This window comes from Mycobacterium hackensackense, assembly GCF_025822555.1.
Lineage (GTDB): Bacteria > Actinomycetota > Actinomycetes > Mycobacteriales > Mycobacteriaceae > Mycobacterium > Mycobacterium fluoranthenivorans.
The window spans coordinates 1503463-1522117 of sequence record NZ_JACKUC010000030.1 but is presented as its reverse complement, the minus strand read 5'-3'; the positions used below and the strand labels follow the sequence as shown (position 1 = coordinate 1522117).

The window sequence follows — 18655 nt, the reverse complement described above, 5'->3', positions numbered from 1 at the left end:
ACGACCGGCACCCATTCTATCGTCGGGCTGGATCGATGGATGTGACGCGACATGGCACCATAGCCCCATGACGACAGGGCAAAGCAAGAACGGCGTGCCGACCACGGTCGCATCCATCCCCCTCGTTGACCCGCATGCCCCGAAGGTCGACCCGTCGATCGGCGACCTGGTCAAGGACGCCACCGCACAGGTGTCGACCCTGGTCCGCGCCGAGGTGGAACTGGCCAAGGCCGAGATCACCCGCGACGTGAAGAAGGGCCTCACCGGCAGCATCTTCTTCATCGCCGCGCTGGTGGTGCTGTTCTACTCGACGTTCTTCTTTTTCTTCTTCCTGGCCGAGCTGCTCGACGAATGGATCTGGCGGTGGGTCGCCTTCCTGATCGTCTTCGTGCTCATGGTGCTGACGACCGGTGCGCTGGCGTTGTTCGGCTATCTGAAGGTGCGCCGGATCCGTGGGCCCCAGCAGACGATCGAAACCGTCAGGGAGATCCCGGCCGCGCTGACCCCGGGCCACGACAAGACCCCCGACGTGGCGCGCCCGACTCCGACCGACCCGTCGGGCTGGTAAATGCACCCGCCCGATCCGTCGGTGGTCTACATCGACGGCCCGTGGCGTCATCTTCAGGTCCACGCGAACGGCATCCGCTTCCATGTGGTGGAGGCCGAGCGTTCACAGGACGACCAGGCCGACAATCCTGACCGCCCGCTGGTCATCCTGCTGCACGGCTTCGGTTCGTTCTGGTGGTCGTGGCGTCACCAACTGCGGGGCCTGAGCGCCGGAACCGGGGCGCGGGTGGTGGCGGTCGATCTGCGCGGCTACGGCGGCAGCGACAAACCCCCGCGCGGGTATGACGGCTGGACCCTGGCCGGTGACACGGCCGGCCTGGTGCGCGCGCTGGGGCATCGCAGCGCGACGCTGATCGGACATGCCGACGGGGGTCTGGTGTGCTGGGCCACCTCGGTGCTGCACCCGCGCGCGGTGACGGCCATCGGACTGGTCAGCTCACCGCATCCGGTGGCGTTGCGGGCCTCCGCCCTGACCCGGCGCGACCAGGGCAGGGCGCTGCTGCCGTCGATGTTGCGCTACCAGGTGCCGTTCTGGCCCGAGCGCGAACTCACCCGCAACGGCGCGGCCGAGCTGGAACACCTGGTCCGCACCCGGGCGAGCGCGAAATGGCAGGTCTCCGAGGACTTCGCCGAGACCATCGCGCATGTGCGCACGGCCGCCCGGATCCCCGGGGCCACCCATTGCGCACTGGAGTATCAGCGCTGGGCGGTCCGCAGCCAGTTACGCGCCGAGGGCCGCCGGTTCATGCGCTCGATGAAACGGCCGCTGGCGATTCCCGTCCTGCACCTGCGCGGTGACGCCGATCCCTATGTGCTCACCGATCCGGTGCACCGCACCCGCCAGTTCGCGCCGCACGGGCATTTCGTCTCCATCGACGGCGCCGGGCACTTCGCCCACGAGGAATCCCCGGAGGCCGTCAACGCGCAGCTGACACGATTCCTGGCCCAGGTGTATCCGCGCTAGGAAATGCACTTGCCGGTCGGCACCGGCGCGGTGTTACCGACCTTGAGGCGCTGCTGCAGCACTTCCTCGGCGGTGAGCACGAATCCGGTATCGGCATCGTCGACGGCCGCGCCGAACACGACCCCGAGCACCTTGCCGTCGGTGTCGATCATCGGGCCGCCCGAATTGCCTTGTTTGACGGTCCCTCTGATCGTGTAGACGGTCCGGTTCACCGTGGTGGTGTGGTAGATGTCGGGCCCGTTGAGCTCGATGGTCTCGCGGATACGCGCCGGGGTCGCCGTGAATTCGCCGCCACCGGGATATCCCATCACGACGGCATCGGTCGCCGGTTTGGCCTCGGCGTCGTGGAACAGCAGCGGCGGCGCGGGCAGGTCCGGCACCGCGAGAATCGAGATGTCCTCGTCGGGGTCGTAGGAGACGACGGTGGCGTCATAGGACTTGCCGTCCACCTCTACGGTGACGGTCTCGGCACCGGCCACCACGTGCGCGTTGGACATCACCCGGTTCGGGGCGATGACGAAACCGCTGCCCTCCAGCACCTTCTGGCAGCTGGGTGCGACGCCGCGGATCTTGACCACGCTGGCGCGCGCGGCAGCGACGTTGGGGGTGTCGACCAAGGCGCCGTCCGGTGCGTCCACCGCGACGATCGGGGTGCGCCCGAAGGGCGGCAGCAGATCGGGCAGACCGGAGGTGTCCAGCAAGCCGGCCAGCCGGGTCGGCACCTTGCGCATCCACTCCGGCGCGAGCGCGTTGACCTCGGTGAGCACGCGCGAGCCGCGGACCGCCGCGCTCAGGCCGGGCTGGCTCGACGAGGTCAGCGGGGCGGCCAGCAGCCAGGCGGCCAACAGCACCGCGACCAGCTGCAGACCCGCACCGACGAGCGAATCGACACCGCGCAGCAGTCGGTTGCGGATGGCGCCGCGCACCGCGCGGCCGAGCACCACACCGGCGATCTCACCGATCACCACCAGCGCCAGGATCAGGAACAGCGTCGCGAACAGCCGCGTGCGCGCCCCATCGATATGACTGACGATGTGCGGGGCCAGCAGTACCCCGGCGACGGCACCGAGAACGACGCCGACCAGTGACAGCAACGAGCCGAGTGCACCGGAGCGCAGACCCGACAGCGCAGCGACGACGGCGAAGGCGAGGATGACGAGGTCAAGCCATTGAGACGAGGTCATTATTGCTCTACACCGTACTGGCTGGCCCGCCCAACCAGCGCCATTGCCTCGTCGAGTTCGCGCACGTCGCCGGTGTTCCACGGCTGGGCCCAGCCCGCGACATCCAGCAGCGCCGAGATCACCTGACCGGTGAATCCCCACACCAGCATCTGGTTGAGCAGGAACGCCGGGCCGGCGAAACGGCTGGTGTTCTGCTGCCGGTAGACCATCAGCCGATTCTCCGGATTGATGAAGGCGCGCACCGGCACCCGCGCCACGATGGCCGTCTCCGCGGGGTCGACGACCTCGACGGGGCCGGGGTCCGGCGAGTACGCCAGCACCGGCACCACGTGGAACCCCGAGGGCGGGATGAACATCCGGTCCAGCGTCGCCAGCGGTGTCAGCCTGGCGGTGTCCACGCCGGTCTCCTCCCTGGCCTCGCGCAGGGCGGTGCCCACCGGGCCGCCGTCCCCCGGGTCGGCTGCCCCACCCGGGAAAGCGGCCTGGCCGGAATGGTTGCGCAGCGTGGACGCCCGGACGGTGACCAGCAGGTCGGCGTCGTCGGGCAGCCCGCCGGCCGGTGCGTCCTGCGGTCCGGAGAACAACACCAGCACCGCCGCATCGCGTTTGGTGCCGGAGCGGGTCGCCGAGGTGTTGGCGTCCGCGATCGCGGCGAGTACGTCGGCGGGTACCCGGCTCCGATACGCGTCGGGCACCCGGCCGACGTTGTCCACCAGCGCGCGCAGCCACTCGGGTGTGGCCGCCGGTGTCACGCCGGTGTTCTGGCCGGCATCGAGCGTGCTCATCCCGGCACTCCTATCGATGGATTCACCGCCGCGGCGATGTCGTCGGCGTGGGCGAACGGCCGGGGCAGGATTTCGGCCACGCTACCGTCCGCGCGCAGCACGACGGTGGCAGGCATGACGTTGGGCACCTTCAGCGCGGCGGCTACTAGCCTGCGGCCGTCCTGCAGCATCGGCAGGTGCACGCCGAGTTCGGCCATCCGCATCAGGCCGGCCGACTCGTTCTCATCCTGGTGCACGGTCACGACGCTCACCGCGGTTCCCATCCGGCGCTGGTATTCGGCCATCGCCGGCAGTTCGTCGGTGCACGGTCCACACCAGTAGGCCCACAGGTTCAGCAGCACCGGGCGCCCGGCCAACGCCGGCGCGAGGTCGACGAGTTCGCCGTCACCGGCGCATTCCAGGGTGATCCCGCGCAGAGCGGGCGGTCCCGGCTGGGGGTTGGGACCGGGCCCCGGGCACGGTGGCAGCCCAGCCGCTGCCCGCGGGCCCTGCAGGGCCGCGGGGGTGTCCGCGTCGCGGTGATCGCGGGCGGTGGGTGCCTCCTCGGTTGAGCCCGGCGCCGCGGTCCGATCCGTCCCGATCTCCCGCCACAGCGCGACGGCCAGCGCCACGAAGACGATCAGCACCACCGCGGTCCAGCGCGCAGACCTGCTCACAGCCCGGCGAGCGCCAGCAGATGCTCGGTCTCGGGGCCCTTGACCAGCGCTGCCGCCGTGACCGGATCCGTGGGGCCGGCACCGAACGACGGGCAGTCCTTGGCCAGGACGCACACCCCGCACGCCGGGCGACGGGCGTGGCAGACGCGGCGGCCGTGGAAGATCACGCGATGGCTCAACAACGTCCATTCCCGGCGTTCGATGAGCTCGCCGACGATGTGCTCCACCTTGACCGGGTCCTCCTCGGCGGTCCAGCGCCAGCGGCGGACCAGTCTCCCGAAGTGGGTGTCGACGGTGATCCCGGGAATTCCGAAGGCGTTGCCCAGCACCACGTTGGCGGTCTTGCGACCCACCCCGGGCAGGGTGACGAGGTCTGCCAGATTGCCGGGCACCTCGCCGTCGAACCGGGCTTCCAACTCCTGGCCGAGGCTGATCAGCGCGTTGGCCTTGTTTCGGTAGAAGCCGGTGGGCCGGATCAGCTCCTCCAGCTCGGCGCGGTCGGCCTGGGCGTAGTCCAGCGCCGTGCGGTACTTGGCGAACAGCGCCGGGGTGGTCAGGTTGACCCGTTTGTCGGTGCACTGGGCCGACAGGATGGTGGCGACCGTCAGTTCGAGCGGATTGGTGAAATCCAGTTCGCAGTAGACATGAGGGAACGCCGTCGCCAGGGTGCGGTTCATCCGGCGGGCCCGGCGAACCAGGCCGAGGTGGGTCTCGGCATCCCATTGGGTGGCCGATTTACTCCGGCCGGTGCGGACTGTCACCCGAATCAGCGTACTGACGTGCGAGCCCAGGGCGAGCGGAGCGACGGGGAACAACAGCCCGGCGCGAGCGCAGCGACGGGAAACAAAGGCCGGTAGTGCTGTGCCTACCGGTGGCAAACCGTGATCTGGCTGAGACCTTGGCCGTGTTTACTCATCATTCGTGTCGTGGTTGCTGGTGGCGTTCGTGCCGGGGTTGCTGATGCTGGCAACCTTCGGTCTGGACCGGTTGGAAGCCGGGTTGCGCATCGACACCGAACCCGCCGCGGCCGCAGACAATTTGCTGGACCGGGCGCCGGCCCCGCGACCGGCGATGCAGCACACGGCGGTGCTGCCGACCCGGATCCACGCATCGGCCGGACTGAATCCGCAATTTCCGGCGACTCGCCAGCCCAATCGTGTGTAGCGTTGGCACGTCGCGAACTGGCCAGCATCTAGACTGAATTCGCTCACCAGCCAGCGGTTGGTCTGCGCGTGTCATATCAACAATTAGCTTAAGAGGGGCAACGTGGACGAGATCCTGGCCAGGGCCGGAATCTTCCAAGGAGTCGAACCCACCGCGGTGGCGGCGCTGACCAAGCAGCTGCAGCCCGTCGACTTCCCGCGGGGACACACCGTGTTCGCCGAGGGTGAGCCCGGCGACCGCCTGTACATCATCACGTCCGGCAAGGTGAAGATCGGCCGCCGATCTCCCGATGGTCGCGAGAACCTGCTCACCATCATGGGCCCGTCGGACATGTTCGGTGAGCTCTCGATCTTCGACCCCGGTCCGCGTACCTCCAGCGCCACCACCATCACCGAGGTGCGCGCGGTGTCGATGGACCGCGAGGCGCTCCGCGCCTGGATCGCCGACCGCCCCGAGATCGCCGAGCAACTGCTGCGTGTGCTGGCCCGTCGTCTGCGTCGCACCAACAACAACCTCGCCGACCTGATCTTCACCGACGTGCCGGGCCGGGTGGCCAAGCAGCTGTTGCAGCTGGCCCAGCGTTTCGGCACCCAGGAGGGTGGCGCGCTGCGCGTCACCCACGACCTGACCCAGGAGGAGATCGCCCAGCTGGTCGGCGCCTCCCGCGAGACGGTCAACAAGGCGCTCGCCGATTTCGCCCATCGCGGGTGGATCCGCCTGGAGGGCAAGAGCGTGCTGATCAGCGACTCCGAACGGCTGGCGCGCCGAGCACGGTAGCGCGCCCCGGGCAGGCGAGCGTCAGCCTCGCAGGTAGTCCAGCTGCGCCTGGGTTGATTTCTCGGCTGCGTCCCACAGCTTCTGGTCGACATCGGTGTACACGTGTTCGACGATCTGACGTGCGGAGGCGTCCTCACCGAGGATCCGCAACGCCCCGCGTACCTGGTTCAGCCGGTCCTCGCGGTGCGCGAGGTACGCCGCACTGACCGCCTCGAGATCATCGAGCTCGGGACCGTGGCCGGGCAGCACCCGGCGCCGGCCCAGGCCGTGCAGCCGGCGCAGCGATTCCAGATAGTCGGCGAGGCTGCCGTCCTCGGTGTCGATGACGGTGGTGCCGCGGCCCAACACCGTGTCGGCGGTCAGCACGGCATCGAATCCCCCGCCGCTGCGCTCGCCCCGGGTACCGACGAGGAACGACAACGAGTCCGCGGTGTGCCCCGGCGTCGCCATCACCTTGATCCGGACCCCGGCGGCGTCGATCTCCTCACCGTCGGTGAGTGGGCCGCCCAGGCCGCGCTGGAAACCGCTGCCGACGGAGCGCACCACGGCACCGGTGCGCTCGACGATGGCGTCGATACCCCCGGTGTGGTCCTCATGTTTGTGACTGATCAGCACCAACGGGATCGGCCCGAGGTCGGCCAGCCGGCCGATGTGCTCGGCATCGTCGGGGCCGGGATCGACGATCACCATCTCGGCACTGCCCGGGCCGCGCAGCACCCAGGTGTTGGTGCCGTCGAGCGTCATGATGCCCGGGTTCTCGCACAGCAGTACCGAGGCCAGTTCGGTCACCGGCCGCAGCACGCCGTACGCCGGATGCGTCACGCCTGGCTCGATACCTCGACGATAATCTCCACCTCGACCGGTGCATTTCGCGGCAGCTCGGACACCCCGACCGCGGAGCGGGCGTGCACGCCGGCGTCGCCGAACACCTCGCCGAACAGTTCCGAGGCCCCGTTGATGACGCCCGGCTGGCCCGCGAAACCCGGTGCGGAAGCCACGAATCCGACCACCTTGACCACTTTCACCACCGCGTCGATACCGACGAGTGCGTGCACCGCGGCCAGTGCGTTGAGGCCGCTGATCCGGGCCAGCTCCTTGGCCTGCTCCGGGGTGACCTCGGCGCCGACCTTGCCGGTGGCCAGTAGTTCACCATCGGCGATCGGCAGCTGCCCGGCGGTGTAGACCAGGTTCCCGGTGCGGGTTGCGGGCACGTAGGCCGCCAGCGGGGCGACCACCGGCGGCAGCTCGATGCCCAGTTCGGTCAGCCTCTGCAGATGGCTCACTTGGGCCGCTTGAGGTAGGCGACGTGCTGTTCACCGGTGGGGCCGGTCAGCACCGACACCAGTTCCCACCCGTCGGCGCCCCACTGATCGAGGATCTGCTTGGTGGCGTGTGTCAGCAACGGGACGGTGGCGTACTCCCACCGGGTCGGTTCGCTCATGCTGGAGAGCTTATCCGGAGCACGGATGTTCACAGCTAGCATGCACTGGTGGACCCTGCACCCAACCCGGTCGGCTGGCCGACGCGCCTGACCGAGGCCCGCCTGCACTTCGTATCGGGCAAAGGCGGTACCGGTAAGTCGACGATCGCCGCCGCGCTCGCATTGGCCTTGGCGACGGGTGGACGCAAGGTGCTGCTGGTGGAGGTCGAGGGACGCCAGGGCATCGCCCAGCTCTTCGATGTGCCACCGCTGCCCTACAAAGAGGTGAAGATCGCGACCGCCGACGGAGGCGGCCAGGTCAACGCGCTGGCCATCGACACCGAGGCCGCGTTCCTGGAATACCTCGACATGTTCTACAACCTGGGCATCGCGGGCCGGGCGATGCGCCGGATCGGCGCCGTCGAGTTCGCCACCACCATCGCGCCCGGACTTCGCGATGTGCTGCTCACCGGCAAGATCAAAGAGATCGTGGTGCGCAACGAAAAAGGGAAGTCCGACAGCTACGACGCGATCGTCGTCGACGCGCCGCCGACCGGCCGGATCGCCCGGTTCCTGGATGTCACCAAGGCGGTCTCGGAACTCGCCAAGGGCGGGCCGGTGCACTCGCAGGCCGACGGCGTGGTGAAGATCCTGCACTCGCAGCTGACCGCCATCCATCTGGTGACGCTGCTGGAGGCGCTGCCCATCCAGGAGACCCTGGAGGCGATCGACGAGCTGCGGGCCCTGGACCTGCCGATCGGCAGCGTGATCGTCAACCGCAACATCCCGACCTATCTGCCCGCCGACGCGCTGAGCAAGGCCGCCGAGGGCGACATCGACGCCGACGCGGTCCGTGCCGGCCTCGCCAAGGTTGGAATCACCTTGTCGGACAATGACTTCGCGGGTCTACTCACCGAATCCATCCAGCATGCCACCCGGATCGCCGCCCGCGCGGAAAGCGCCGAGCAACTGGCGGAACTCGACGTGGCCCGCCTGGACCTGCCCGCCATCGCCGACGGCGTCGACTTGGGCAGTCTGTACGAGCTGGCCGAGGCGCTCGCCCAGCAGGGAGTGAGATAGCACCCATGAGCACCACGCCTCCCGCGCTCGATCTGGGCGCGATCCTGACCGACAAGTCCAACCGCGTCGTCGTGTGTTGTGGCGCAGGCGGTGTCGGCAAGACGACCACCGCCGCGGCGATGGCGCTGCGCGCCGCCGAATACGGCCGCACCGTCGTGGTGCTGACCATCGACCCGGCCAAGCGCCTGGCGCAGGCACTCGGCATCGAAAGCCTGGGCAACACCCCGCAGCGGGTGCCGCTGGCGCCCGAGGTCACCGGTGAGCTACACGCCATGATGCTCGATATGCGCCGCACCTTCGACGAGATGGTGCTGCAGTACTCCTCCGACGCCACCCGCGCGGAGGCCATCCTGGAGAACCAGTTCTACCAAACCGTCGCGACATCACTGGCCGGCACGCAGGAGTACATGGCCATGGAGAAACTCGGGCAGCTGCTGGCCGAGGACAAGTGGGACCTCATCGTGGTCGACACCCCGCCGTCGCGGAACGCCCTGGACTTCCTGGACGCCCCCAAACGCCTCGGCAGCTTCATGGACAGCCGGCTCTGGCGGTTGCTGCTGGCCCCGGGCCGCGGTATCGGCAAGCTCGTCACCGGCGCCGTCGGCCTGGCGATGAAGGCACTGTCCACCGTGCTCGGCTCGCAGATGCTCGCCGATGCGGCCAGTTTCGTCCAGGCCCTGGACGCCACCTTCGACGGGTTCCGGCAGAAGGCCGACAAGACCTACGAACTGCTCAAGCGCCGGGGCACCCAATTCGTCGTGGTGTCGGCGGCCGAACCGGACGCGCTGCGTGAGGCTTCGTTCTTCGTCGACCGGCTCTCCCAGGAACGCATGCCGCTGGCCGGCCTGATCCTGAACCGGACCCATCCGACCTTGAGCAATCTGGCCGGGGAGATGGCTGCTGCCGCCGCCGACGAGCTGGACGCGCAGGAGCCCGGCGGGTTGACCTCGGCGGTGCTGAGGATTCACGCGGCCCGCGCGGCGACCGCCAAGCGCGAGGTGCGGCTACTGGGCCGGTTCACCGGCGCCAACCCGCATGTCGCCATCGTGGGGGTGCCTTCGCTACCGTTCGACGTGTCCGACCTGGAGGCGCTGCGGGCGATAGGCGATCAACTCACGGGTGTCGCCGAAACCGCCTGAGAAAAGGCGTGTACCCCACGAATCGTGGGGTACGCGGTGCTGGAACAGAGGGTCTAGACGGCGCTGCGGTGCTTGCGCTGGGCGGCGAAGAACTCGGCCCAGGACACCACCTCGGGGTGCTGTTTGAGCAAGGCGCGGCGTTGACGCTCGGTCATCCCGCCCCACACCCCGAACTCGACGCGGTTGTCCAGGGCGTCCGCGCCACATTCGGCGATGACGGGGCAGTGCCTGCAGATCACGGCGGCCTTGCGTTGGGCCGCTCCGCGGACGAACAGTTCATCCGGATCGGCCTGCCGGCAGCGAGCCTGGGAGACCCACGCGATGCGTGCTTCGGCCTCTGCGCAGGGCGTGGCAACGTCGGGTTGCTGGCCCATGCCTGATTTGCGTATTGCAGTCGACGAAACTGACACCAGCAACCCTTTCGCTTCGACGGACCAGACCGCGGGTGCGATCTACGCCACATTGCGTCCAATAGTGTTACCTGAATCGCATTGTGTGTCCAAGCTAGGTGGTCAGAGGGGTTTTACGCAACAGTCAGATCACGATTTTTTGGGACGGGCGTGCAGTCGGGCCGTCCCACGTACAAACGCACCGCTCGCAGGCCACCTCAGAAACGTCTGGTTAGTCTGTTACCCATGGCAGAGCAGCACACCGTGCGCCCACCCGTTGCGGTGACGCTCATCAAGCTCGCATGGTGCTGCTTGTTGGCCAGTGTGATCGTCGCCGGTTTGATGTTTCCCGTGGTGGGCGGCTTCGGCCTGATGTCCAACCGCGCGTCCGACGTCGTGGCCAACGGATCGGCGCAGCTGGTCGAGGGTGAGGTCCCCGCGGTCTCGACGATGACCGATGCCCGCGGCAACCCCATCGCATGGCTGTACAGCCAGCGCCGGTTCGAGGTGCCCAGCGAGCAGATCGCCAACACCATGAAGCTGGCCATCGTCTCCATCGAGGACAAGCGGTTCGCCGAACACAACGGTGTGGACTGGAAAGGCACGCTCACCGGGCTTGCCGGGTACGCCTCCGGCGATATGGACACCCGCGGCGGTTCCACCCTCGAACAGCAGTACGTGAAGAACTACCAGCTTCTGGTGATCGCCCAGACCGACGCCGAGAAGCGCGCCGCGATCGAGACCACGCCGGCTCGCAAGCTGCGCGAGATCCGAATGGCGTTGACCTTGGACAAGACGTTCACCAAACCGGAGATCCTGACCCGCTATCTCAACCTGGTGTCATTCGGTAACGGCGCCTTCGGAATCCAGGACGCGGCCCAGACCTATTTCGGCATCAACGCCTCGGAGCTGAACTGGCAGCAGGCCGCCCTGCTGGCCGGCATGGTCCAGTCGACCAGCGCACTGAACCCGTACACCAACCCCGACGGCGCGCTGGCCCGGCGAAATCTCGTGCTGGACACCATGATCGACAACATCCCCCAGGAGGCCGAGGCGCTGCGGGCGGCCAAGCAGCAGCCACTGGGCATCTTGGCGCAACCCAACGAGCTGCCCCGCGGGTGTATCGCCGCCGGCGACCGCGCGTTCTTCTGCGACTATGTCCTGGACTATCTGGCACGGGCCGGTATCAGCAAGGAGCAGGTGGCCAAGGGCGGCTACCTGATCCGCACCACGCTGGATCCCGACGTGCAGGCCAACGTGAAATCGGCGGTCGACGGAATCGCAGCACCCGATCTCACCGGTGTCGCCAGCGTGATGAGCGTGATCCGGCCGGGCAAGACCGCCCACCCGGTGCTCGCGATGGCCAGCAACCGCACCTACGGCCTGAACACCGAGGCCGGCGAAACCATGCAGCCCCAACCCTTCTCGCTCGTCGGCGACGGTGCGGGCTCGATCTTCAAGGTGTTCACCACCGCCGCCGCCCTCGATATGGGCATGGGTATCAGCGCCACCCTCGACGCCCCCGCACGCTTCGAAGCCAAGGGGCTGGGCAGCGGTGGCGCCAAGGGCTGCCCGGCCGCCACCTGGTGTGTACAGAACGCGGGCAACTACCGCGGGCAGATGAGCGTCACCGACGCGCTGGCCACCTCGCCGAACACCGCGTTCGCCAAGCTGATCAGCCAGGTCGGAGTCCAGCGCACGGTGGACATGGCGGTCAAGCTCGGGCTGCGGTCCTATGCGCTTCCGGGGACCGCTCGCGACTACGACCCGGAGAGCAACGAGAGCCTCGCCGATTTCATCAAGCGGCAGAACCTGGGCTCCTTCACCCTGGGTCCCGTCGAGGTGAATGCGCTGGAGCTGTCGAATGTCGCTGCGACGCTGGCTTCCTCGGGCACGTGGTGCCCGCCGAACCCGGTCGACAAGGTCTTCGACCGCACCGGCCAAGAGGTCGCGGTCACCACCGAGACCTGTGAACAGGTCGTGCCCGAGGGACTGGCCAACACCCTGGCCAACGCGATGAGCCATGACGACCAGGGCAACGGCACCGCCGCCGGTTCGGCCGGGGCCGCGGGCTGGAACCTGCCGATGTCGGGTAAGACCGGCACCACCGAGGCCCACCGGTCGTCCGGGTTCCTCGGCTTCACGAGCGCTTTCGCCGCGGCGAACTACATCTACGACGATTCCAGCACTCCCGGCGACCTGTGCTCGTTCCCACTGCGCCAGTGCGGATCGGGCAACCTGTTCGGCGGTAACGAGCCGGCCCGCACCTGGTTCACCGCCATGAAGCCGATCACCCCGGACAGCGTGCAGTTGCCCCCGACGGATCCGCGGTACGTCGACGGCGGACCGGGCTCGAAGGTGCCCAGCGTCGCGGGGATGAGCCAGGACACCGCGCGCCAGCTCCTCAAGGACGCCGGCTTCCAGGTCGCCGATCAGGCCAACCCGGTGAACAGCGTGTCTTCGGCGGGCACCGTGGTGGGGACCTCGCCGTCCGGGCAGACCATCCCGGGTTCGATCATCACCATCCAGATCAGCAACGGGATTCCGCCGCCACCGCCGCCACCGCCGGCGGGCATTCCGGGCCTGGATCCGCTCGCCCCACCGCCGCAGGTGGGTTCCACGGTCATCGAGATCCCGGGACTGCCGCCGATCACCGTGCCGGTGCTCGGTCCGCCGCCACCGGCCCCGCCGCCACCGTGATCACAGGTGTAAGGCAGGTCGTCGTACGTCACGGGCAGTAGTCTGCTGTCATGCCGTACGTCAAGAACACCGCTGCCATCGCCGCAGGCACCCTGGCCGCCGGCATCGGTTATGCGTCCCTCATCGAGCGCAACGCGTTCGCACTGCGCGAGCTGACCATGCCGGTGCTCTCGCCGGGGTCCACCCCACTGCGGGTGCTGCACTTGAGCGATTTGCACATGCTGCCGCGGCAGCGGCGCAAGCAGGCGTGGCTGCGTGAGCTGGCGGCGCTGGAACCGGATTTCGTCGTCAACACCGGGGACAACCTGTCGCACCAGCGCGCGGTCCCGGCCGTCGTGCAGGCACTCGGCGATCTGCTGTCGGTGCCCGGGGTCTTCGTGTTCGGCAGCAACGACTATTTCGCCCCGAAGCCGAAGAACCCGGCGAACTACCTGGTCAAGAAACACAAGCGGATCCACGGTGCGCCCCTGCCCTGGCAGGACCTGCGGGCCGCGTTCACCGAGCGCGGCTGGCTGGACATGACCCACACCCGCCGGGAGTTCGACGTGGCGGGCCTGCGTATCGCGGCGGCCGGTGTGGACGACCCGCACCTGCGGCGCGACCGCTACGACGCCATCGCCGGGCCGGCCAGCCCGACCGCCAATCTCCGCCTGGGCATCACCCACTCGCCGGAGCCCCGGGTGCTGGACCGCTTCGCCGCCGACGGCTACCAGTTGGTGATGGCCGGGCATACGCACGGCGGACAGCTGTGCGTGCCGTTCTACGGCGCCCTGGTGACCAATTGCGAGCTGGACCGGTCCCGCGTGAAGGGCCCCTCTCAGTGGGGGGCCGATATGAAGCTGCACGTATCGGCCGGGATCGGCACGTCCCCCTACGCGCCGGTGCGGTTCTGCTGCCGGCCGGAGGCCACCCTGCTGACCTTGGTCGCCGCACCCACGGGCGGCGCGGTGCTCGGCGCCCGGGCCGGACAGGCGCACCCGACCGTCACGGCGCGGTGAACCCCGGGATATCGAGCGAAGGCCAGACCGTCACCCGCAGCCGGCCACGCGCGTGGGTGGACAACGCCGTCCGGCTGATCGAGGCCGACGCGCGCCGCAGCGCGGACACCCACCTGCTCCGCTACCCGCTGCCGAGTGCCTGGGCCGGCGGGGTCGACGTGCAGCTGTATCTCAAGGACGAGACGACGCATATCACGGGCAGTCTCAAGCACCGGCTGGCCCGTTCGCTGTTCCTGTATGCGCTGTGCAACGGTTGGATCGGTGAACACACCACCGTGATCGAGGCGTCGTCGGGTTCCACGGCGGTCTCCGAGGCGTATTTCGCGGCGCTGCTCGGGTTGCCCTTCATCGCGGTGATGCCGTCCTCGACCAGCGCCAGCAAGATCAAACTGATCGAATCACAAGGTGGCCGTTGCCATTTCGTGGCGAATTCGGCGCAGGTGTACGCCGAGGCCGAGCGGCTGGCGGCCGAAACGGGCGGGCACTACCTGGACCAGTTCACCAACGCCGAACGGGCCACCGACTGGCGCGGCAACAACAACATCGCCGAATCGATCTTCGATCAGATGCGCGACGAGGCGCATCCGGTGCCGGACTGGATCGTGGTCGGCGCAGGCACCGGCGGAACCAGCGCGACCATCGGCCGGTACCTGCGCTACCGCCGCTACCCGACCGGGTTGTGCGTCGTCGACCCGGAGAACTCGGCCTTCTACCCGGCCTATGCGCAGGGCCGCGACGATATCGTGACGGGCGCATCGTCGCGGATCGAGGGGATCGGGCGGCCCCGGGTGGAGCCGTCGTTCCTGCCCGGCGTGGTGGATCGGATGGTGACGGTGCCCGACCCGGCGTCGGTCGCCGCGGCGCGCCATGTCAGCCGGGTACTGGGCCGACGGGTGGGACCGTCGACGGGCACCAACGTCTGGGGTGCGTTCGGCCTACTGGCCGAGATGATCGCGCAGCAGCGCAGCGGATCCGTCGTGACGTTGCTCGCCGACAGCGGCGACCGCTACATGGACACCTATTTCGACAACGAATGGGTGACCAGCCACGGGCTGGACCCCTCGGAGCCGGCGGCGGTGCTCGACGAGTTCGAACGCTCGGGGTATTGGCCCTGACCCTCGGCCCGGCCGGTCACGAACAGCCACAACGCCGCGAGAGCGAAGAATCCGACGTAGACCAATGCTCCCAGTCCGGTCATCTCTGCCTCCCTTTGTCGTGTGAGCGCGATGCCCTGCTGGGTGTAACGCCGGCGACGCTCTAATTCTTTCCTAATCTGGAAAGTGCTGACCATCGCCACGCCGAGGGCACCAAGAAACCGGTCTTGAACAGGCGTTTGGCTTCGCGGTACCCCGGTGCGATACGCTGTCGTGGCTTCACGCGGGGTGTGGCGCAGCTTGGTAGCGTGCTTCGTTCGGGACGAAGAGGTCGTGGGTTCGAATCCCGCCACCCCGACAGCGTGAAGAAGGCCCTGACCTGGGATGACCGGGTCGGGGCCTTCTTGCTGCGCGGCACAGGTTTGCCTCTGCCCGTTTCCGGCGACCCTGCGTACATGGAGCAGAGCAGGATCCACCCGCCGATACCCGAGGACGCCACCGAGTCCGCCGCAGAACAGCGTGCGATGCAGGACCAGCTGGATCACCGGAACGAGGATCCCGACGCTCCCGCCCGGTTCCAGAGTCGCCATCAGGTCGCCGACGAGACGTGAGCCGCTGACGCGCGCGGACACCCCGATGCGCCTAACCTGAACATCGTGTTCGGGGCCGGCAGTCTCGTCTCGGGTTACATCGTCGATGCGCACCTCGGCGGCGGCGCGAGCGCAGACGTCTACCGTGTACATCGCGCCGGGCAGTCGGCCCCGCTGGCGATGAAGGTGCTGCACACCGACGCGACCACCCATGAGAAGGCGCGTGAGCGGTTCGCCCGCGAGTTCGACATCGCGTCGCTTTTGCGGCATCCGCACATCGTCGCCGTGTTCGAGAAGGGCGAGATCCCGGCCGCGCCCCCGGCGCCTCCCACCTTGTGGATGACGACGCAGTATGTCGACGGACCGGATTCTTCCGCCCTCGTTCCCGGGCCGGACGCACCCTGCGACCCCGCCGCGGTACTTATGGTGGCCGAGCAGATCGCCGACGCGCTCGACTATGCCCATTCGATGGATGTCCTGCACCGAGATGTCAAGCCCGCCAACATCTTGCTCACGGCCGACCGCAGCTGCGCCTACCTCACCGATTTCGGCATCGCGCAGCTGATCGACGATGTCAAGCCGCTGGCGAGTAACGGCCGGGTCAGCGGTTCCATCGCCTACGCCTCCCCCGAGCTGCTACAGGCCCAGCAGTTGACACCGGCGACCGACCTCTATGCGTTGGCGTGCACCATGTTCGAGTGGCTCACCGGACTGCCTCCGTTCCCCCGCGGCACCGCATTCGCCATCACGTATGCACACCTTCGCGATCCGGTGCCGACACTGACAGCGCGTGTCTCGTGGTTACCCACGTCGCTCAACGCCGTTTTCGCGAAGGCACTCGCGAAAGACCCTGCCGGACGCTATCGGTCCTGCGTCGAATTCACCGATATCGTCAGCCGGACGCTGCGCGGCGTCGAGGTACCCCAGGTGCGCGCGGCCAGGCGCCGGCGGCTTCGCCCTTGAATGACCTTGCCGAACAAGGTGATCACTTTGTTCGGTGCTGACACTTGCGCAAGTTCGTGTTGCGCAATGTTTACATCGCCCAGCTTTCGCTCCCCGGCCACCGAGCCTACTGTCGAGCCAGTACGCACATGTGGACGCAACCGGTTTGCGCCCACGGCACACCGCGTGCGAAGTATTTTCCGGGCCCCGGGGATGAGGCCCACACCTACCGGCGGGGAGTGGTATGACCACAGAATCGACGTACGACAACTCGGCTTTGGCGCACGAGGACGAGGGCTATCACAAGGCACTCAAGCCCCGCCAGATCCAGATGATCGCGATCGGCGGAGCCATCGGTACCGGCCTGTTCATGGGTGCGGGCAGCCGCCTCCACGATGCCGGTCCGGGATTGTTCCTGGTGTACGCATTCTGCGGGATCTTCGTCTTCTTCATCCTGCGCGCCCTCGGCGAGCTGGTGCTGCACCGGCCGTCGTCCGGCTCATTCGTGTCCTACGCTCGCGAATTCTTCGGTGAGAAAACGGCTTTCGTCACAGGATGGCTCTACTTCTTCAACTGGGCGGCCACCGCGATCGTCGATGTCACCGCGGTCGCGCTCTACGTACACTACTGGGGGATGTTCGAGGCGCTCCCGCAGTGGCTGATCGCTCTCGTCGCCCTCGGCATCGTGCTGACCATGAACATCATCTCGGTGAAACTGTTCGGCGAGATGGAGTTCTGGGCGTCGATCATCAAGGTCGCCGCACTCATCACGTTCCTGGTGGTGGGTATCATCTTCCTGGCCGGCCGGTTCGAGATCCAGGGCCAGTCCACCGGATTCGGGGTGATCAGCGATAACGGCGGCCTGCTGCCCGTGGGTATCTTCCCGTTGGTGGTGGTCACCTCAGGCGTCATCTTCGCTTATGCCGCAGTCGAACTGGTCGGTATCGCGGCCGGCGAGACCGAGGACCCGCCCAAGGTGATGCCACGGGCCATCAACTCGGTGATCGTGCGAATCGCCCTCTTCTACGTCGGGTCCCTGGTGCTGCTGGCATTGCTGTTGCCCTACACCGAGTTCCACAAAGGCGAAAGCCCGTTCGTGACGTTCTTCTCCAAGATCGGAGTGCCCGCGGCCGGTGGCATCATGAACCTGGTCGTACTCACCGCCGCGATGTCCAGCCTGAACGCCGGGCTGTACTCGACCGGGCGCATCCTGCGATCGATGGCGATGAACGGCAGCGGGCCCGCCTTCACCGGGAAGATGAACCGCAACGGCGTGCCGTTCGGCGGCATCGCACTGACCGGCGCCCTGACCCTGCTGGGCGTCATCCTCAACCTGTTCGTCCCCGAGGACGCCTTCAACATCGCGCTGGATCTGTCCGCCCTGGGCATCATCTCGACGTGGGCGATGATCGTGGCCTGCCAACTGCAGCTGTACCGCTGGGAGCAGAAAGGCATCCTCGAACGACCCAAGTTCCGGTTGCCCGGCACCCCCTACACCGGCTACGCGACGCTGGTATTCCTGGCCGCGGTGACGGTGCTGATGTGCTACGAGAACGTCTGGAATCTCATCGCGATCGTCGTGCTCATCCCGATGCTGATCGGTGGCTGGTACGCGGTGCGCGGCAAGGTGAGTGCGATGGCCGCGCAGCGCATCGGCTACACCGGCGAGTACCCCGTGATCCCGCAGCCGCCGATCCCGGAGGGCCCCGGCGACTAGTCCCGGCGACTGAGGACTTGCCGTCCCGCGTCCCGTTCCAAGAACGTCTCAAGCGCCCGCGCCTAGCATCCTCGCCATGAGAACAGATCTGCGTTACGAGAAGTGGATGCTGCCGCTGTCGGTGCCGTTCGGCCTCGGTCCACGGCACAGCCAGGTGCGTGTCGAGGACGGTGTCCTGCATGTGTCGATGGGTTGGGGATTCCGCGTCGATCTGCCGCTGGAGTCCGTCGCCTCGGCCGCGCATTACACCGGTCGCGTCACCGCATGGGGCGCACACGGCTTCCGGGGACGGTGGCTGGTCAACGGTTCCTCCAAGGGCATCGTCGCACTGACCATCGACCCGCCGGCCACCGCGCGGATAGTCGGCGGGGTGCCGGTCACCCTGAAGGAGCTCGCCGTGAGCGTGACCGATCCGGACGCGCTGATCGCCGCGTGTGGGAAGGCCGTCTAAGCACCCGGCGGGGCTGCCCTACCAAGTAGTTGATAGGG

Annotated in this window: 21 protein-coding genes and 1 tRNA gene; 14 read left to right on the top strand and 8 right to left on the bottom strand. The window is 67.8% G+C overall.

Annotated features, from left to right (window positions below):
* Positions 1-67: 67 nt before the first annotated feature.
* Together H7J86_RS16800 and H7J86_RS16795 are read left to right on the top strand one after the other, a co-directional pair.
* On the top strand, positions 68-568 hold the full coding sequence (locus H7J86_RS16800) for a phage holin family protein (protein WP_090364641.1): 501 nt from the start codon (positions 68-70) through the stop codon (positions 566-568).
* A complete protein-coding gene (locus H7J86_RS16795; RefSeq protein ID WP_090364639.1) occupies positions 569-1531 on the top strand; it encodes an alpha/beta fold hydrolase in 963 nt (320 codons plus the stop codon).
* Here the strand turns inward: H7J86_RS16795 and marP are convergent.
* Genes marP through nth form a run of 4 tightly spaced genes read right to left on the bottom strand, consistent with a single transcriptional unit; the run spans position 1528 to position 4833 of the window.
* Positions 1528-2715 carry an acid resistance serine protease MarP gene (marP, locus tag H7J86_RS16790; RefSeq protein ID WP_090364637.1) on the bottom strand — a complete coding sequence of 396 codons (1188 nt, stop codon included), beginning with the start codon at positions 2713-2715 and terminating at the stop codon, positions 1528-1530. The two genes, H7J86_RS16795 and marP, sit on opposite strands and share 4 nt — an antisense overlap.
* Complete coding sequence (locus H7J86_RS16785) at positions 2715-3500, bottom strand: NUDIX hydrolase (RefSeq protein WP_090364634.1); 786 nt, start codon at positions 3498-3500, stop codon at positions 2715-2717. Before H7J86_RS16785 ends, marP begins: the two co-directional genes overlap by 1 nt.
* Positions 3497-4156, bottom strand: a complete 660-nt coding sequence (locus H7J86_RS16780; protein ID WP_267292197.1) for a TlpA family protein disulfide reductase — start codon at positions 4154-4156, stop codon at positions 3497-3499. Before H7J86_RS16780 ends, H7J86_RS16785 begins: the two co-directional genes overlap by 4 nt.
* Positions 4153-4833, bottom strand: coding sequence for an endonuclease III (nth, locus tag H7J86_RS16775; protein ID WP_170847519.1), 681 nt, complete (start codon positions 4831-4833; stop codon positions 4153-4155). The genes H7J86_RS16780 and nth overlap by 4 nt, the downstream gene beginning before the upstream one ends.
* Before the next feature lie 244 nt (positions 4834-5077).
* Here nth and H7J86_RS16770 point away from each other — a divergent pair, with 244 nt between their 5' ends.
* Together H7J86_RS16770 and crp are read left to right on the top strand one after the other, a co-directional pair.
* Positions 5078-5320: a hypothetical protein gene (locus H7J86_RS16770; protein WP_187097199.1), complete on the top strand. Its 243-nt coding sequence runs from the start codon at positions 5078-5080 to the stop codon at positions 5318-5320.
* A 102-nt stretch (positions 5321-5422) separates the two neighbouring features.
* Positions 5423-6097, top strand: a complete 675-nt coding sequence (gene crp, locus H7J86_RS16765; protein ID WP_019510750.1) for a cAMP-activated global transcriptional regulator CRP — start codon at positions 5423-5425, stop codon at positions 6095-6097.
* A 21-nt stretch (positions 6098-6118) separates the two neighbouring features.
* Here the strand turns inward: crp and H7J86_RS16760 are convergent, their stop codons facing one another.
* From H7J86_RS16760 to sp36, 3 genes are read right to left on the bottom strand one after another with little or no spacing between them, the layout of a single operon-like run.
* Positions 6119-6919 (bottom strand): MBL fold metallo-hydrolase, encoded by an 801-nt coding sequence (locus H7J86_RS16760; protein WP_187097200.1) that lies wholly within the window; start codon positions 6917-6919, stop codon positions 6119-6121.
* Entirely contained in the window at positions 6916-7380 is a 465-nt protein-coding gene (locus H7J86_RS16755; protein ID WP_167163466.1) for a RidA family protein, read from the bottom strand. Before H7J86_RS16755 ends, H7J86_RS16760 begins: the two co-directional genes overlap by 4 nt.
* Positions 7377-7538 carry a Sp36 family protein gene (sp36, locus tag H7J86_RS16750; protein WP_090364625.1) on the bottom strand — a complete coding sequence of 54 codons (162 nt, stop codon included), beginning with the start codon at positions 7536-7538 and terminating at the stop codon, positions 7377-7379. The genes H7J86_RS16755 and sp36 overlap by 4 nt, the downstream gene beginning before the upstream one ends.
* Positions 7539-7586: 48 nt before the next feature.
* Here sp36 and bagA point away from each other — a divergent pair, with 48 nt between their 5' ends.
* On the top strand, positions 7587-8597 hold the full coding sequence (gene bagA / locus H7J86_RS16745; protein WP_235633134.1) for an ATPase BagA: 1011 nt from the start codon (positions 7587-7589) through the stop codon (positions 8595-8597).
* 5 nt (positions 8598-8602) lie between these two features.
* Positions 8603-9736 carry an ArsA family ATPase gene (gene bagB, locus H7J86_RS16740; protein ID WP_187097202.1) on the top strand — a complete coding sequence of 378 codons (1134 nt, stop codon included), beginning with the start codon at positions 8603-8605 and terminating at the stop codon, positions 9734-9736.
* A gap of 53 nt (positions 9737-9789) precedes the next feature.
* On the opposite strand, the gene H7J86_RS16735 is transcribed toward bagB, so the two are convergent.
* Positions 9790-10110: a WhiB family transcriptional regulator gene (locus H7J86_RS16735; protein ID WP_090364619.1), complete on the bottom strand. Its 321-nt coding sequence runs from the start codon at positions 10108-10110 to the stop codon at positions 9790-9792.
* Between the two features lie 261 nt (positions 10111-10371).
* Here H7J86_RS16735 and ponA2 point away from each other — a divergent pair, with 261 nt between their 5' ends.
* The 8 genes from ponA2 (at position 10372) to H7J86_RS16695 (ending at position 18617) form a co-directional block, all read left to right on the top strand.
* Positions 10372-12825, top strand: coding sequence for a transglycosylase/D,D-transpeptidase PonA2 (gene ponA2, locus H7J86_RS16730; protein ID WP_090364617.1), 2454 nt, complete (start codon positions 10372-10374; stop codon positions 12823-12825).
* A 50-nt stretch (positions 12826-12875) separates the two neighbouring features.
* Positions 12876-13823: a metallophosphoesterase gene (locus H7J86_RS16725; RefSeq protein ID WP_090364616.1), complete on the top strand. Its 948-nt coding sequence runs from the start codon at positions 12876-12878 to the stop codon at positions 13821-13823.
* Positions 13820-14938 carry an L-cysteine desulfhydrase Cds1 gene (cds1, locus tag H7J86_RS16720; protein WP_372517282.1) on the top strand — a complete coding sequence of 373 codons (1119 nt, stop codon included), beginning with the start codon at positions 13820-13822 and terminating at the stop codon, positions 14936-14938. The genes H7J86_RS16725 and cds1 overlap by 4 nt, the downstream gene beginning before the upstream one ends.
* Before the next feature lie 263 nt (positions 14939-15201).
* Positions 15202-15275 (top strand) — tRNA-Pro (locus H7J86_RS16715).
* Between the two features lie 4 nt (positions 15276-15279).
* On the top strand, positions 15280-15528 hold the full coding sequence (locus H7J86_RS16710) for a hypothetical protein (RefSeq protein ID WP_267292195.1): 249 nt from the start codon (positions 15280-15282) through the stop codon (positions 15526-15528).
* A 45-nt stretch (positions 15529-15573) separates the two neighbouring features.
* Complete coding sequence (locus H7J86_RS16705; RefSeq protein ID WP_187097205.1) at positions 15574-16470, top strand: serine/threonine-protein kinase; 897 nt, start codon at positions 15574-15576, stop codon at positions 16468-16470.
* A 223-nt stretch (positions 16471-16693) separates the two neighbouring features.
* Complete coding sequence (locus H7J86_RS16700) at positions 16694-18166, top strand: amino acid permease (protein WP_267292193.1); 1473 nt, start codon at positions 16694-16696, stop codon at positions 18164-18166.
* Between the two features lie 76 nt (positions 18167-18242).
* A complete protein-coding gene (locus H7J86_RS16695) occupies positions 18243-18617 on the top strand; it encodes a hypothetical protein (protein WP_267292191.1) in 375 nt (124 codons plus the stop codon).
* Positions 18618-18655: the final 38 nt, after the last annotated feature.

Coding starts and splice junctions, on each gene's coding strand:
- H7J86_RS16800 (WP_090364641.1), top strand. CDS start 68: ATGACGACAGGGCAAAGCAAGAACGGCGTGCCGACCACGGTCGCATCC.
- H7J86_RS16795 (WP_090364639.1), top strand. CDS start 569: ATGCACCCGCCCGATCCGTCGGTGGTCTACATCGACGGCCCGTGGCGT.
- marP (WP_090364637.1), bottom strand. CDS start 2,715: ATGACCTCGTCTCAATGGCTTGACCTCGTCATCCTCGCCTTCGCCGTC.
- H7J86_RS16785 (WP_090364634.1), bottom strand. CDS start 3,500: ATGAGCACGCTCGATGCCGGCCAGAACACCGGCGTGACACCGGCGGCC.
- nth (WP_170847519.1), bottom strand. CDS start 4,833: ATGAACCGCACCCTGGCGACGGCGTTCCCTCATGTCTACTGCGAACTG.
- sp36 (WP_090364625.1), bottom strand. CDS start 7,538: ATGAGCGAACCGACCCGGTGGGAGTACGCCACCGTCCCGTTGCTGACA.
- bagB (WP_187097202.1), top strand. CDS start 8,603: ATGAGCACCACGCCTCCCGCGCTCGATCTGGGCGCGATCCTGACCGAC.
- H7J86_RS16735 (WP_090364619.1), bottom strand. CDS start 10,110: ATGGGCCAGCAACCCGACGTTGCCACGCCCTGCGCAGAGGCCGAAGCA.
- ponA2 (WP_090364617.1), top strand. CDS start 10,372: ATGGCAGAGCAGCACACCGTGCGCCCACCCGTTGCGGTGACGCTCATC.
- H7J86_RS16725 (WP_090364616.1), top strand. CDS start 12,876: ATGCCGTACGTCAAGAACACCGCTGCCATCGCCGCAGGCACCCTGGCC.
- H7J86_RS16700 (WP_267292193.1), top strand. CDS start 16,694: ATGACCACAGAATCGACGTACGACAACTCGGCTTTGGCGCACGAGGAC.
- H7J86_RS16695 (WP_267292191.1), top strand. CDS start 18,243: ATGAGAACAGATCTGCGTTACGAGAAGTGGATGCTGCCGCTGTCGGTG.